Origin of the sequence: Rhodococcus sp. BS-15 (assembly GCF_000813105.1) — a bacterium.
Classification (GTDB): domain Bacteria; phylum Actinomycetota; class Actinomycetes; order Mycobacteriales; family Mycobacteriaceae; genus Rhodococcoides.
In genome coordinates this window covers 1-14247 of sequence record NZ_BAOX01000107.1, presented here as the reverse complement: position 1 = coordinate 14247, position 14247 = coordinate 1, and the positions used below count along the sequence as shown (strand labels likewise).

General features: G+C 65.0%; 12 protein-coding genes and 2 pseudogenes. 6 read left to right on the top strand and 8 right to left on the bottom strand.

The features are described 5' to 3' along the window. A pseudogene (locus RHBS_RS13965) lies at positions 1 to 224 on the bottom strand (phosphatase); the annotation flags it as partial. A gap of 72 nt (positions 225 to 296) precedes the next feature. Continuing rightward, positions 297 to 1364 (bottom strand): beta-mannosidase, encoded by a 1068-nt coding sequence (locus tag RHBS_RS13960; protein WP_121871597.1) that lies wholly within the window; start codon positions 1362 to 1364, stop codon positions 297 to 299. A 335-nt stretch (positions 1365 to 1699) separates the two neighbouring features. Between RHBS_RS13960 and RHBS_RS13955 the strand changes: the two genes are divergently transcribed. Further along, the gene (locus tag RHBS_RS13955; protein WP_128645847.1) at positions 1700 to 3283 is read left to right on the top strand and encodes a hypothetical protein; all 1584 of its coding nucleotides are present in this window, start codon (positions 1700 to 1702) and stop codon (positions 3281 to 3283) included. Between the two features lie 13 nt (positions 3284 to 3296). Here RHBS_RS13955 and RHBS_RS13950 read toward each other — a convergent pair whose 3' ends face one another. Beyond that, the gene (locus RHBS_RS13950) at positions 3297 to 3512 is read right to left on the bottom strand and encodes a hypothetical protein (protein WP_128645846.1); all 216 of its coding nucleotides are present in this window, start codon (positions 3510 to 3512) and stop codon (positions 3297 to 3299) included. Between the two features lie 131 nt (positions 3513 to 3643). Here RHBS_RS13950 and RHBS_RS13945 point away from each other — a divergent pair, with 131 nt between their 5' ends. Genes RHBS_RS13945 through RHBS_RS13935 form a run of 3 tightly spaced genes read left to right on the top strand, consistent with a single transcriptional unit; the run spans position 3644 to position 8321 of the window. Beyond that, positions 3644 to 5173, top strand: coding sequence for a hypothetical protein (locus RHBS_RS13945; protein ID WP_128645845.1), 1530 nt, complete (start codon positions 3644 to 3646; stop codon positions 5171 to 5173). Beyond that, entirely contained in the window at positions 5170 to 6678 is a 1509-nt protein-coding gene (locus RHBS_RS13940) for a glycosyltransferase (RefSeq protein ID WP_121872817.1), read from the top strand. Before RHBS_RS13945 ends, RHBS_RS13940 begins: the two co-directional genes overlap by 4 nt. Continuing rightward, positions 6675 to 8321, top strand: a complete 1647-nt coding sequence (locus RHBS_RS13935; RefSeq protein WP_121871594.1) for a glycosyltransferase family 39 protein — start codon at positions 6675 to 6677, stop codon at positions 8319 to 8321. The genes RHBS_RS13940 and RHBS_RS13935 overlap by 4 nt, the downstream gene beginning before the upstream one ends. A gap of 10 nt (positions 8322 to 8331) precedes the next feature. Here RHBS_RS13935 and RHBS_RS13930 read toward each other — a convergent pair whose 3' ends face one another. The 5 genes from RHBS_RS13930 to RHBS_RS13910 form a co-directional block, all read right to left on the bottom strand. Beyond that, on the bottom strand, positions 8332 to 9060 hold the full coding sequence (locus RHBS_RS13930) for an amino acid ABC transporter ATP-binding protein (RefSeq protein ID WP_121871593.1): 729 nt from the start codon (positions 9058 to 9060) through the stop codon (positions 8332 to 8334). Between the two features lies 1 nt (position 9061). Further along, complete coding sequence (locus RHBS_RS13925; protein ID WP_121871592.1) at positions 9062 to 10870, bottom strand: ABC transporter substrate-binding protein/permease; 1809 nt, start codon at positions 10868 to 10870, stop codon at positions 9062 to 9064. Between the two features lie 86 nt (positions 10871 to 10956). Next, the gene (locus RHBS_RS13920) at positions 10957 to 11721 is read right to left on the bottom strand and encodes an LLM class F420-dependent oxidoreductase (protein ID WP_121871591.1); all 765 of its coding nucleotides are present in this window, start codon (positions 11719 to 11721) and stop codon (positions 10957 to 10959) included. A 52-nt stretch (positions 11722 to 11773) separates the two neighbouring features. Next, entirely contained in the window at positions 11774 to 12283 is a 510-nt protein-coding gene (locus tag RHBS_RS13915) for a TIGR04338 family metallohydrolase (protein WP_121871590.1), read from the bottom strand. Positions 12284 to 12584: 301 nt separating this feature from the next. Then, entirely contained in the window at positions 12585 to 12956 is a 372-nt protein-coding gene (locus tag RHBS_RS13910; protein ID WP_121871589.1) for a nuclear transport factor 2 family protein, read from the bottom strand. Between RHBS_RS13910 and RHBS_RS32275 the strand changes: the two are divergent. Further along, positions 12854 to 13444: pseudogene (locus RHBS_RS32275) on the top strand (DJ-1/PfpI family protein); the annotation flags it as partial. The gene RHBS_RS13910 and the pseudogene RHBS_RS32275 overlap by 103 nt on opposite strands. Before the next feature lie 26 nt (positions 13445 to 13470). Further along, positions 13471 to 13986, top strand: coding sequence for a helix-turn-helix domain-containing protein (locus tag RHBS_RS32270; RefSeq protein WP_374700600.1), 516 nt, complete (start codon positions 13471 to 13473; stop codon positions 13984 to 13986). The last annotated feature ends 261 nt before the right edge of the window (positions 13987 to 14247 follow it).

Here is a 14247-nt window from a genome sequence, read left to right as displayed (position 1 = left end):
CACGCCGCGAGAGCGCTGCCCGCGCCCACGGCGAGCACTGCCATGGCACCGCCCTTGATGACGCCGCGCCGCGACATCGCGGTCTTGACGATGTCGCCGAAGTACTCACCCTTCGACGTATTGGGAACCTCGTGGAAACATGCATCCCCGCACTTGTACTTGCACGTCAATGATGATCGCTTGGAGCTTCCGTCGTGAACAGCGAACAAGGGTAGTGGCTTCATGAGTGGGCACGCTGTCACCCAAAAGCGAAAGTAAAGGAACGTTCAGGTGAAGTCGCGGACAACGAGGATGCCCTAAGGTCCGATCGTCTGCCACAGCGGATCGCCGGGTCCGATGTCGTAGGTGCACTCGGCCGGCCGCGGGTCGGGTACGAATGCCCACAGCAGAGCTCCCGCTGTGCCCGCGGCACGTTGGCCGTCGATTTTGGTGGCGATACTCGTTGCGCGAGCGCCGATGTCGCCACACGAACCGGCGAGTTGGCCGATCTCCCCGACCAGGAGGGGTTTGCCCACCGCAGCGCTCTGAATGATCCGCCGCTGCAAACCGTTCCATTGATCTCCTGGCAGCGGCACGCCGTCGGATCCGTAGTCGTGGTACTGCAGCATATCGACGAACGACGACTGGGCGAGGTACTCGTACTCGTCACCCTGGCTTCCGCACTGCCCGCCGCCGGTGAGACCGGCGGTGATCAGGGTGTGGGAATCGACCGAGCGGAGTTGTTGCCCCGCGGTGTCGAAGAAGGACCGCAGAACTTCGGCGGCATCGGCGGTGCAGGTTCGGGTGGTCCAGGAGCACGCCGCGTCGGTGCACGAGCTGGTTTCCGGTTCACCGACCAATTCCCAGGCCGCCAGCGCGGGCGAATCCTTCCACCGGTTCACAGCGGTGAGCATCCACTGCTCGAAGCTCGTCACCGCATTCGTGTCGGCGACGGCAGGGGGCGTCGTCCATCCGTCGATGTACCACTGCCTGCCTTTGAAGACGTTTCCCTCACAGGCCCCGTCCTGTGGTGAGAGAACCGGGACGACGAGTTGTCCGTGTGCCTCGGCCGCCGCGAAGACCGCGTCCATCGGGCGAAAGTCGAGTGCGCCGGTGAATCGGTCGATCGCCAAAGATTGGAATGCATTGAATCGCGTCAGTGAATGCGGAGGCAGTGCGCCGAAGTAGCTGTCCAGGTCGACCATCGCTCCGCACCCTGCGTTGATCGACCAATCGGTCGCGAGCTGATAGGCATTGAACCCGGTCGGCCACCAGGGATTCCCGTCGAGTGCGAGACCGTCGGCGCTTGCGGTGACGCGGGCACCGGACTCGGGGGCCGCAGCCGCGTCGGGCACGCCGGTGCTCAGTGCGAAGGACAGCACCATTGCCGTGCCGAGTGCGCACCGCGAAAACATCGAAACGATCCGCATCGGCGTAATGCTAGACGCCCGTCGGTGAATTCCGAAGTCGTCGACACCGGCACAGCAGCCCCGGTGACGAATACGGCTTCCGTGGAATATCTCGGGTTGAATTCGTCCCTGTTCGACCTGCGAGGACGGCACCGCTGATACATCTCAATTATCCTGTCTCCCAGTCTGTTTCTCGAGGGAATTCGAGAGGCCCGAACATCGGCGTATTGTCCTCCGGGGCGTGCGAGATCGATAGTGCGCGATACCCTCATGGTCTTCCATTTCTTTCATCGAAGGCTGGACCAATTCTTATGCGAATCGTTCGCGTTGCCACCGCAGTAGTTCTCGCTGTAATTCCGATGCTTGTGTCGGTCACGGTGGCGTCGGCGCAACCGGCCGAGCAGGATGCCAACCGATTCAGCTTCGCCGAATTGGGCCTGGGTCGATCCACCACCGTCGATCCGACCGGAGTGCGCACTCGGCTGACAGTTCCGTCCCCCGCGGGCTCGGTTCCGTCGACCCTCACCGGTGTGCTGACCACACCGGCCTGGCTCGACCGTGGATGGGTCGACGTCGAATCGGACGGCCGACCGATCACCCGCATCACCCTCGACAACGCGGCACCGACGACCCCGGTGTCGATTCCTCTCGCCGCAGCACAGACGGTCGACGGGGTGATCGCACTCGACCTGATCCCATCGTTGATCCCCGACGATCGGTACTGCCCGGATCCGGATTCCGACGCGGTCCGTCTCCTCGATGCGTCCGTCGACTACACAGGACAATTCGCTGTGCCGGCCACCGTCGCGGAGTTCCTGCCGGTCCTGCTGCGCAAGCTCACGGTGTTCGTTCCGTCGGAGCCGGATCGCGAAACGATCACCGCAGCAACGATTGTGGCGACGTCTGTAGTCCACCGCTACGGATCGCAGCCGGTTCAGGTCGTCGTTCGGCCGGACAGCGAGCTGCAGGGAGCAGCCCCGGACGGTCCGCTCGAGAGGTCGGTCGTCCTGGCGAAGAACTCCGACGCCGGGGCCGAGCTGATCTATCCCCTCGAGCAGGCCCCGCCGCGCATGTACCTCACCGGTACCGGATCGGATCTGACCGATCAGGCCCGCCTGATCACCAGCGATCTTTCCGAGATTGCAGTTGCCACCTCTGCTTTGGCGGGACCGTCCGCTCCGAAAGCTCAGCTCGCACCCGAATCGATCACGCTCGACGATCTCGGGATCGGCACGGTGACCGGTTCGGGCGGTGCCACGGCGACGGCGTCGATCACGATCGATCAGACGCGGCTCGGCCGGTCCGCAGCAAACCTGTCCGTGCACCTGATCGGCAGCTACACGCCGGGCGCGGGCTCGGTGCGGGCCACGGTGAACGGGTCACCGCTCGCAGTGTGGGAGGCCGACGACACCGGTCGGCTCGACCGATGGATCGACATTCCGAATTCGGCACTGTCCCGCGTCGAGACGCTCGACATTTCCGTCGACCATCCACCGACCACGGGCAGCGGTGGTTGCTCCGCGGCCGCCGATACCAGTGTGACCGTGGACGGTTCGACTGTGGTGCGGTCGTCCGATTCCTCGACACCGGCTCCGCTGGGACTGCGATCGATGCCACAGGCGCTGATGCCGCAGTTCGAGATTGCGCTGGCCGACGAGTCCTACGCGGGAGTCGTCCGAGCGGTCACGATGGCAACCGGACTGCAGCGTCTGTCGAGTCTTCCACTCGTGCCGGAGGTCGTGTCGATGGATCAGGCGCTCGACGGTAGCGCCCCCGCGCTCGTGATCGCCCCGGCCTCGGATCTGCCGGACACGGTGACGCTGCCGCTGTCGTCCATCGACGAGACGACATTCCGGATCGCCGACCCGGACTCGGCCGGCGGTGCACCGAATTGACGGTCGACACCGCTCAGCCCTTCGCGACGGTGCAGGTCACGTCAGTGCAGAACAACGCTGTACTCGTGGGATCCTGGAGCTCGGCACCGGACCGATTCGACGCCATGTTGTCCTGGCTCGACGGCGACCCGGCTCGGTGGTTCGCGCTCGACGGCGACATCGTGTTCGCCGCACAGAACACCGAACCGATCTCACTGTCCAGCGCGGCCCTGTCCGGTGCGGACGACACCCCCGACCGAGCGACGGTGCTCGTCGTGGGAATCGGTCTTGCGGTACTGACAGTCGCCGCGTCGGCGCACTCGTGGTCGCGCTGCGAACGCGCCGGTCGACGACCGAGCCGAGCCGGCACAGCGACTCGACATGACGGTGGACACGGCACCGAACACCGGCGCGGAGCCGACGCCGAGTGCGCCGCCTCGGTGGCGAGCACGGCGTCCGCTCGACGTCCTGGTCGTGCGCTGGGTGGTTCTCCTCGCCTGTGTCGTTCTCGCATTCCTTCCCACCTGGGTGCGGCTGGCGCAGGAGGCGTCCGACGGTGCCATCACCGCGTACATCTTCGTGTTGCCACTCCTCGCTGTCGTTGCGGCGCAGGGGGTCGCGCGGCGTAGGGCCGACGAGCTGCCCATTCACGATCGTCAGACCGACAACATCGTCGGCGGGATCGGCTTGCTGGTGTCCATCGCCATCAAGGCGCTGTGGCTGCCGCGCTACGCCGACCAGTACGAGCTGGCGCACCTGGATGTTCTTGCGGCGCTGGCGTTCTTCTTCGGTGGCGCGATACTGATGTTCGGCCTGCGGCCGGTAGGTCGGTTCTGGTCCGTCTGGCTGTTGCTGCTCGCATTGAGTCCGTTGGGTTACCGATTGGTCGCCATCGGGTTGGGAGGGAGCCGTCTCGCATACGCGGCGGTGATGGTGCTCTTGGCAGGAATCGCCGGTGCCATCGCCGTCGGCCGAACCAGACGCCGCGGCTGGCTCGGGTTCGTGTGCACCACACTGTCCGGTTTCGCAGTTGCTGCACTGATGTTGGCACTGTGGCCGCAGATCGACATCGTCTGGCTGCAGCTCGTCCCGACCGTCGGCGCGGCAGCAGTCACCGGAGTCGCCTTCTATCTCGCTGCCCGTCGCGGCCGATTCGACGAGCGTCAGCCGCGCCGCCTCGCTGTCCCGACGGCGAAGTGGTCGCCGAGCTCGATCGTCGTCGCGATCGTGGCAGCGGCGGTCCTGGCTCTCGTTCCCCCTACCGGACCGCACCCCCCGTGGCGGCACCGCTGGGACCACCCGGGCCGGTGTCGACGCCTCTTGCGCCCCCCGGTCGGATTCGGCCGGATCGATTTGCAGCAATTCGATTGGGTCCGTGCGTTCTTCGGTACCAGTGCCACTCTGACTCGGCAGACGATGCGCGCCGACGAAGGCAATTCCGCGTGGGACATGCGGTCGAGGCCACGGACCGTTGTGGTCGACGTACTGTCGACCACCAATCGGGCCAGTCTGGCCGTCTATCCGGAGAGCACCCTGTATCGATTGACCAACACGCGCACCAGCCAACCCCTGACCATCGATCTCGGACGCGGGGTGACGGGCGCGCTCTACACCTCGGTCAGCGACGCGTTGCTGCTCACCTGGACCAAGCTCGTGTTTCATTGGCAACGAGGCGACGTGTTCCAACGTGTAACCGTCATCAGCGTCGACAATCACGACCTCGATGCCGCGTTCCCGCAACCGATGCCGTCGATGGCATCGAACCTCGGTACGGCGATCGGCACTTTCCTGCGGGGCAACGCCATCTCCATCGACGACGATCCGGAATACAAGGACCGTGAGCTGTTGACGACCTTCGGTACCGGGCTCGTTCGCCAGCAATGGGCCCTGGCGAACGGTGCGCCGCGATGACCACGACTCCCATGGGGAAACGGCCGACTCCCCCGCGCGTCGGAACGGAAACCGAAGAGTTCCGAGCAACTGCGCTCGACGACGCGATCAACGGGCTGGCCGATCGAAATCCGTTGGCGTCCGCTGCAATTGCCTTCGTTCCCTGGCAGAAGTACACGGCGATCGGGGCGGCGCTGCTGCTCCTCGCCTGGGGAGTGTTCGCCCCGGTCGGGACGCTGCTCGCGGGCACGGTCGTCTGCACCATCGGGTATCTGCTGGCGATGATCGACCGCCTGCTGCTGTTCTCCCGTGGTCTGGACGCGTCGGCGATCGTCACGGTGACCGACGAGGAGGCCCGGGCCGTTCCCGATGATCGGTTGCCGTACTACACCATTCTGGTCCCGGCGTACGACGAGCCGGAGGTGGTGGGTGACCTCATCGCGGCAATGACCGGACTCGACTATCCAGCCGACAAGCTGCAGGTTCTTTTACTGCTCGAGGAAGACGACGAGGTGACCATCGAGGCGGCCGCGCGCAGCGGCGTCAGCGATCTGGTGGACGTGGTCCTGGTGCCCGCAGGCGATCCTCGCACCAAGCCGAAAGCGTGCAACTACGGATTGCATTTCGCCACCGGGACGATCGTGACGATCTTCGATGCCGAGGATCTGCCCGAGCGACTGCAACTGCGTCGCGTCGTCGCTGCTTTCGAGCGGCTGCCCGACACCGTGGCGTGTGTGCAGGCGAAGTTGGCGTTCCACAACGGTTCTCAGAATCTGTTGACCGGGTGGTTCACCGCGGATTATGCACTGTGGTTCGGGTACCTGCTGCCCGGTTTGATGGCCAGCACCTCGCCGATCCCTCTCGGCGGAACCTCCAATCACCTTCGACGCGATGTCATCGACGAAGTGGGAGCCTGGGACGGCTTCAACGTCACCGAGGACGCAGATCTCGGTGTGCGCATCGCGGCCTCGGGCTACTCGACGGCCGTGCTGGACTCCACCACTCTCGAAGAGGCCAACAGCGATCCGATCAACTGGGTCCGTCAGCGATCCCGTTGGTACAAGGGCTATCTGCAGACGTGGTTGGTGCACATGCGCAGACCGGTCGCGACGGTTCGTGCCCTCGGGCCGGTCGGCACCTACCGCTTCACATTGTTGCTCGCGGGAACACCGATCACGGCGTGCATCAACATGGTCTTCTGGTTCACCACGGCGGCATGGATTCTCGGCCAGCCGGCGTTGGTTGCCGAGCTCTTTCCGCCGTACATCTACTACTTCTCGTTGCTGTCTCTGGTAGTGGGCAACATCGCCACGGTGTACATGTATCTGATCGCGAGCCGAGAGAGCGACAACGCCTACCTGCTCGTTCCCAGCCTGACGATGCCCCTGTACTGGGTGATGATGAGCGTGGCCTCCATCAAGGGCTGTTGGCAGCTGGTTCGCAATCCGTCCTACTGGGAGAAGACGTTCCACGGCCTGTCCGGCCCCGCCGTCGAGCCGTCGGTCGGCGAAGAGAAGTCCACGTGAAACAGCGGACACCGTGGATCGTGTTCGGCAGCGCGCTCGCGGGTTACCTGGCGGTGGGCCTGACGCTGAGCATGCGATTCGGATTCCTGCTCGGTGACGCGCTGTCGCGTACCTCGGCGGCACAGGCGGTGTTGCTCAGCCGCGATCCGCACGTGTCGGCCATCGGCTTCATCTTCACGCCGTTGACGGCCCTGGCACAGTTGCCGATGGTCGCTTTCGCATCGTGGTGGCCGGCGATCACCCGGTGGAACATCTCGGGCATCGCGGTGTCGGCGGTGTTCATGGCCGGTGCGGTGGTGATGATCAACGGCATCTGCCGAGATCGCGGACTCCCCGGCCGATACAGCCCCCTGATCACCGTCGTCTTCGCGATCAACCCGATGATCGTCTTCTACGGAGCCAACGGCATGAGCGAGGCCGGCTTCCTGTTCTTCCTCTGCTGGGCCGTACGCCGATTGATTCGATGGGTGAACACCGACGACGTTCACGATCTCCTTCTGGCCGGCGTCGCACTGGCTCTCGCCTTCCTCGCCCGCTACGAGGGCGTCGTCCCGATAGCTCTGGCCGCAGTGCTGGTGGCGGTCGTCACGGCCCTGCGTCGGGGTCGGCCGCACTGGAAAAGCATGCGCCGCAGAGCCATTCTGGACGCGGTACTCGTCGCTGGGCCCGGCACGGCAGTGTTTCTGGTGTGGATCACCACGAGCTGGCTGATCACCGGTGAGGCGCTCGCCCAGCTGTCGTCGAGCTACGGAAACGCCGCGATTTTGACGCAGTCCGGTGGGTCCAGCGGCGACTTGATCGGCACCGGCCTGTTCTCGCTCGGTGCCGTCGTCGCGCTCGGACCGACGTTGTCGGTGACGCTACCGCTCGCCGTGGTGCTGGCGCTGCGTCGACGAGACCTCGAATTCGTGGTGGCACCATTGCTTTTCGGTGGGGTGCTCGGGTTCCAGGCCGCGAGCTACATCACCGGCTCGACTTTCGGATTTCTGAGATTCTTCATCTGTGCCATTCCGCTGGCGGCCGTCGTTGTGGTGCAACTGTTTCCGGCTGCCGGAGATCGGCCAACCCGGCGCGCAGGTGCGTACCGCAGGCACCGCCCCGTGCTCCCACCGCTGCGCCCTGCCGCCGCGGCGGCGGCAATGACGGTCTGCGCACTGGCTCTTCCGGTGACAGGGTGGGCGATGGTGCAGCCGTCGTTGTCCAGTCAGCAGTTCGCGCTCGGCAGTCTTCTCGACGAGGATCCTTCGGCCGACGACGCCGAGGCGATGGCGGCACGTCGAGTCATCGATTCCTTCTCCACCGAACGTCGACTGGCGTCCTACCTCGACGGCAAGGACCTCCCCGACGGGTCGATCCTCGTCGACACCGTCTACGGGTTCGCCATCGTGGCAGCATCGGAACACCCGAAGCAGTTCGTGGTTCCGTCCGATCTGGACTTCACCAAGATCCTCAACGACCCGGCTTCCGCCGGTGTTCAGTATCTGCTGACGGTGCCGAACGAGGGCCGCGGAGTGTCCGACGCGGTCAACCGGCGATATCCGACGGTCTACGACAACGGCGCCGATCTGTATCCACTCGTCCTGGAAGTGCCGAACGACGGTGCCGATCAGCCGGATTGGCGGCTGTACCGGGTACCGAGCTGACCGAGTCTCGCTACAGCACCTGCGAGAGGAAAGTCTTGAGTCGATCGGTGTGCGGATCGTCGAACAACTGCTCGGGCGTTCCGGTTTCGACGGCGCTGCCGTGATCCATGAACAGCACCCTGTTGGACACCGATCGTGCGAAGCCCATTTCGTGGGTCACCACCACCATGGTCATTCCGCCCTTCGCGAGGTCGGCCATCAGCGCCAGCACACCCTTGACCAACTCGGGGTCGAGGGCGGAGGTGGCCTCGTCGAAGAACATCACCTCGGGCTTCATGGCCAGTGCTCGCGCGATGGCGACGCGCTGCTGCTGGCCACCGGAGAGATTGCCCGGCCGCGAATCCGCCTTGTCGGTCAGTCCCACCAGCTCGAGCTGATCCATCGCGGCCGCGCGAGCCGCCTCCTTGGACAGGCCGAGCAGCTTGCGCGGGCCGAGAGCGATGTTGTCGGCAACGGTCTTGTGCGGAAACAGATTGAACTGCTGGAACACCATGCCGATGCGCTGACGCAACTCGTCGGGATTGTCCTTCAGCACCGACTTGCCGTCGAGCAGGATGTCGCCCTGTTCGGGCTCGTGCAGTCGATTGAGAGCACGCAGCAGCGTCGACTTGCCCGAGCCCGATGGGCCGATGACCGTGGTGGTCGTGCCGGCCGGGACGTCGATGCTCACCCCGCGTAGCACCTTGTTGGTACCGAAGGACAGGTGAATGTCCTTGCCTGCGAGCGAAACAGAAGTCATGTCAGCCTCTTTCCACGACGACGGCCTGCTCGACCGGGTCCAGCGTCTGCTCGGCCTTGCCGGTGCGCAGTCGCTTGTCGATGTAGTTCACGAGATGGGTGAGCGGCACGGTCAGCACCAGATAGAACAATCCGGCCGCGACGAGCGGGGACAGATTTCCGGTCTGTGCGTTGAGATCTCGGCCCACTGCGAACAGCTCGCGTTGGGTGGCGAGCAGCCCGAGGAAGTAGATCAGCGACGAGTCCTTGATGAGCGATATGAACTGGTTCATCAGCGCCGGCAGGACGCGCCTGACACCCTGCGGGACGACCACCAGGTTCATCGATCGACGACGGCTGAAGCCCAGTGCCCGTGCAGCTTCCATCTGTCCGGCTTCGACGCTCTGGATGCCGGATCGGAAGATCTCGCCGATGTACGCCGCGGCGAGCAGCGAGAGTGCCGCAGCGCCGAGCCAGTACGGATTGCCGCCGGTCACGCCCTGCACCACCGGTCCGATGCCCAGGCCGATGATCAGAATGATGACCACGGCGGGGAGGCCACGGAAGATGTCGGTGTAGACGCGGGCGGGCCAGCGCAGCCAGCGCGTGCGAGAGAGGCCGGCCAGAGCGAGCAGCATGCCCAGGACCGTACCGATGATGCCCGACGCCAACGCCAGGATCAGCGTGTTGGGCAGGCCCACCTTGAACAGGTCGGGGATTGCCGACTTGTACAGCGACCAGTCGAAGAACGTGTCGCCCAGCTGCGCCAGCGTGGACTTGGGTTGAACAGCAACGGCTTCGGGAGCATTCGCGTCGTTCTGTGCCGCGATGGCGGCGAAGTCGGGTAGCTCCGGCTGGGGGGCGGACTTGCTGCCGGGCTTGAAGCCGTCGGGCAGCTCGCGAGGAACCCAGTCGGAGTAGAGCGTGGCCCAGGTGCCGTCGGCGATCACTGCGTCGAGCCCGGAGTTCAGTGCGTCGATCAGCGGTTGATTGTCGCGAGCGACGGCCCAGCCGACGAAGTTGTTCAGCGAGAACGTGTTCTGCGTGATCGCGGTGCCGTCCTCGGGCTTGACCAAGCCCTCCGCCTGCTGGGACGGGGCCACCCAGGCGTCGATCTGCCCGGTGCGCAGGTTCGCGTAGGCGGTGTTGTAATCCGGGAACTTCACCGGATCGAGGCCGAGCGTGTTCACCACGTAGTCGTCCTGCACGGTGCCCTGCACCACGCCGATTCTGCTGCCCGCGTTCAGGTCCTCGAACCGGCTGATCGGGCCGCCGGTCTGAGCAACGAGCGAGAAGTAGCCGAAGTCGTACCCGTTGGTGAACCCGACGGTGTTGCGTCGCTCGTCCGTCGTCGTGATCGAGGACGACCCGACGTCGAAGCGGCGGCCTGCAACCTGGGCGAGCAGGCCCGAGAACTCGGTGCCCGAGAAGTTGATCTGCAGGCCGAGTTTCGCCGCGACGGCCTTCAGCAGTTCGTTGTCGTACCCGGTGTACTGGCCGGCCGAGTCCAGGCAGATGCTCGGCGGGGCGTCGGACAGGGTGCCGACGGTCAGCACTCCCGGCGTCGCCAATCCCAGGGCGTTCGTGTCGATGCGGTCCAGCGGAGTGACGTTCTCCGTCGTGTACCTGTCCTCCGTCGCGGCCGCTGCGGCAGCGTCGAAGTTCGTCGGCGTGGACGACGCACTGGCCACTCCGGGAGGGGCGCACAGGTCGGTCGGACCTGCCGCCGTCCGATCATCGGAGCTCGACGTTCCACACGCGGCGAGCGTGAGGGCCATCAACAGTCCGAGAACGAGAACCACGAGCGCGCGTGAAGCGCGTACGGCAACCATGTACAAAACCCTAAGCGGACCAGGGCCCACTCACCCAAACGGCCGACGCGCAAGGGTTTCGATCAACGAACTGCCGTGACGTGTCTCTACTTGTGCGAGTCCCGCCACGCGATGGCCTGGCCCAGTTCGGTGAGGTCGTATTCAGGTCCGTTGACGCCGACGGTGAATAGGGTGGCTCCGGCGTCGACGAAGTCCTGGGCTGTGTCCGCGCCGGGCCACGAGACCGATCGAGTGATGCCGGAGACGTCACGCCCGACGGTGGTGCCGTGCTCGGCGAGGATCTCGGACTTGCGCTTCAGTGCCTCGAGGTCGGCAAAACTGTGCCAGATGTGCGCGTACTCGGCGACCATCTTCAGGGTCTTCTTCTCTCCACCACCGCCGATGAGAATCGGGATGTCGCGGGTGGGGGCCGGGTTGCCGACGTCGAGGCGGTGGCGGATTCTGGCCAGGCTCTCTTTCAGCAATGCCAGACGCGAACCGGCCGTGCCGAATTCGTACCCGAAGTTGTCGTAGTCCTTCTCGTTCCACCCAGCGCCGATGCCGAGGATCAGCCTGCCGCCGCTGATGTGGTCGACGGTGCGTGCCATGTCGGCCAACAGGTCCGGATTGCGGTAACCGCCGCCGGTGACGAGTGCACCGATCTCGACGTTCGACGTCTGCTCGGCCCAGGCACCGAGCATCGTCCAGCACTCGAAATGCGCACCGTCGAGGTCGCCGTACAGCGGATAGAAGTGATCCCAGTTGAAGACGATGTCGACGCCCGCGTCCTCCGAGCGCAACACCGCGTCGCGGATCAACTGGTAGTCGGGAGCGTGCTGGGGCTGAAGCTGAACACCGATCTTGACGGTCATGTACGTCTCCTCGTCGTGTGGGCTGCGTCTCCCATGATGCACCCGAATGGCATCAGCCGATGCGGACGCCGCTCTCGGCCATCATCGCGCGCAGGACGAACCCGGCCTCGGAGCCGACGATCTCGCCGACGAGGGTGATGTAGCGGTCCACGAATGCGCCGCCGTGCTGCTGCTCGTCCTCGTCGGCGAAGTGGTGCGCGAGCTCGTGCAACACCACCAGCTCCCGCAGCGCCCAGGCCCTGTTGCCCCGATGCAGGGGCACGGCGATGGTGGCGGTGTCCGATTCGTAGTGCGCTGCAGCCGAACCCGAACGGGCCCGGACGGTGACCACGCGACCGGCGTCGGGCCACGTCGCTGCGACCCAATCGAGCGCCAGCACCGCATCGACGTACGCCTGCACCGAGTCGATGGAGGCGAACTTGCGCTCGATCGGCAGCGTGATCTGCGAACCCATGACCTGCACCATGCGCAGGCCCCGCTCCTCGGCGCGATCGAACATGGTGCGGACCAGTTGTTCTGCGTCGTAGACGGCCGCTCGTTGCGAGTCCCTCGCCCTGCTCATCCGATCAGCTAGGTGGTGTGAACCGCAATTTCGTCGGGGTGATGCCGCATCAACTGATTCGGCTCGGAGGTGGCATCGGTTCTGTATCCGCCACGTCCAGCGTCCATCGACGCTCGGCACCTCCTGCTCCACTTCACGGTGTCGGACGTGGGAACCGAGGTACCCGAAGGCGACGTGGAGCAAGGGTTGCAGTTGTTGAAATCGAGCACGTCGAAGTAATACCGAGCTGACGCGCCGGAACCGGCTGCGTCACTCCGCGGTCGTCGAGCCGTGTTTTCGACCGCCGCCGGCGCTACCGCCGCTACGTGGTTCGCTCGAGATGCCATGTCTTGGCGACGATCCTGAATCTTCCGTCGTCGAGGACGAACGAGAGGTGATCGACGAATATCTGGTCGAGAATCCGCAGGCGAACATGCACGGTCGCACAGCTCGCGGACAACCAGTGCACAGCGACCACATTGTCGTCGCGTTGCTGGCCGGCGGCAGCGGGTGATGGCCTCGAGACCACCTCCTGGCGCCAGATGGGGTACGGATCGACCCGAACGTAGCCATCGTCGACATCGAACAGCGATGCGGTCGGGTGGAAGACCGCATCGAGCAAGTCACCGTCGCACCCGTGCAGCGCGCGGAAGTAGATGTCTACAGCGGTCGATAGTCGTTCGTCGGAAGTCATGCGTCCAGTGTGCTTCCGACGCGCCGCGGGTAGTAAGTGGCAATCGCGCCGTAGATCGGGCATTCTCTGCCAACATGGAGTTCGCATCGGGCACTGTCGTGGCCCATGTGCAGGGACCGGTCGCCGCCTTCGAGTTGGGCGTCCTGGCCGAGGTGTTCGGTCTGGACAGGCGAGCAGAGGGACTTCCGAACCATTCGTTCGTGGTGACGGCGGAAAGGCCTGGTCTGATTGCGACCACCACCGGGTTCGCGGTCGAAGCCACTGCTGGACTCGAACAGTTCGCGACCGCCGACCTGATCGCCGTCCCATCCTGGCCCCGGACGCTCGAGCCCTCGCCGGAGCTGGCAACGGCATTGCGGGACGTGGTCGCGAGGGGAGGCACTGTGCTGTCGGTGTGCTCGGGGGCGTTTCTCCTCGCGGCCGCCGGTCTGCTGAACGGTCGGCGGGCAGCAACCCACTGGCGGTACGCCGCCGAACTGGCCGAGCGGTATCCGGACGTCACCGTCGACGCTCGGTGCTCTACGTCGTCGACGGCCCGGTCGTCACCAGCGCGGGCACTGCGGCGGGAATCGACGCCTGCCTGCATCTGGTCCGCAGCGCCTATGGATCCGACGTCGCGAACCGAATCGCCAGAGCTATGGTCGTGGCACCGCACCGCGAAGGCGGTCAGGCTCAGTTCGCCGAGGCGCCGGTGGGCGAGGCCCTCGACACAGAGCTGGGACCGGTGCTCGATCGCGCGATGAACAGCCTGAGCGAGGATTTGACCGTAGGCAGGCTTGCGTCCTGGGCGCACCTCAGCGCGCGCACCTTCGTCCGCCGATTTGCCGCGACCACGGGCACCAGCCCCGGAAAATGGGTTCTGGCACAACGGCTTCTGTACGCCGAACAACTCTTGGAAACGACCGACCTGACGATTCCAGAGGTGGCGTCACGCAGCGGAATCGGGTCGGCAGACAATCTGCGCCACCAGATGAATCGACATCGCGGCATCAGCCCGTCGAGCTATCGCGCTCAGTTCGGAGTGACCTGACCGCTGGTAATCCCTCGACGAGTCACCGGCTCGCGTTACTCAGCGGACGGTTTGTGTATGACCCCGGAGTCCCCTACAGTCGTCTATCGACAACGATTGTCGAATTCGTTCCCAGTTTCTATCGTTCAGGAGAACCCGTGCTCGCCGTCGATGATCTCTGCATCGACGCCGGACGCTCGCGCATCGTCCGGCACGTGTCCTTCGAGATACCTGCGGGTCGACGCCTCGGCCTTCTCGGTGCGTCGGGATCGGGAAAGTCGA

Bases quoted from the DNA above. Each gene is read 5' to 3' on its own strand.
- RHBS_RS13940 (WP_121872817.1), top strand. From the start codon at position 5,170: ATGACCACGACTCCCATGGGGAAACGGCCGACTCCCCCGCGCGTCGGA.
- RHBS_RS13920 (WP_121871591.1), bottom strand. From the start codon at position 11,721: ATGACCGTCAAGATCGGTGTTCAGCTTCAGCCCCAGCACGCTCCCGAC.
- RHBS_RS13955 (WP_128645847.1), top strand. From the start codon at position 1,700: ATGCGAATCGTTCGCGTTGCCACCGCAGTAGTTCTCGCTGTAATTCCG.
- RHBS_RS13960 (WP_121871597.1), bottom strand. From the start codon at position 1,364: ATGGTGCTGTCCTTCGCACTGAGCACCGGCGTGCCCGACGCGGCTGCG.
- RHBS_RS13925 (WP_121871592.1), bottom strand. From the start codon at position 10,870: ATGGTTGCCGTACGCGCTTCACGCGCGCTCGTGGTTCTCGTTCTCGGA.
- RHBS_RS13910 (WP_121871589.1), bottom strand. From the start codon at position 12,956: ATGACTTCCGACGAACGACTATCGACCGCTGTAGACATCTACTTCCGC.
- RHBS_RS13915 (WP_121871590.1), bottom strand. From the start codon at position 12,283: ATGAGCAGGGCGAGGGACTCGCAACGAGCGGCCGTCTACGACGCAGAA.
- RHBS_RS13930 (WP_121871593.1), bottom strand. From the start codon at position 9,060: ATGACTTCTGTTTCGCTCGCAGGCAAGGACATTCACCTGTCCTTCGGT.
- RHBS_RS13945 (WP_128645845.1), top strand. From the start codon at position 3,644: ATGACGGTGGACACGGCACCGAACACCGGCGCGGAGCCGACGCCGAGT.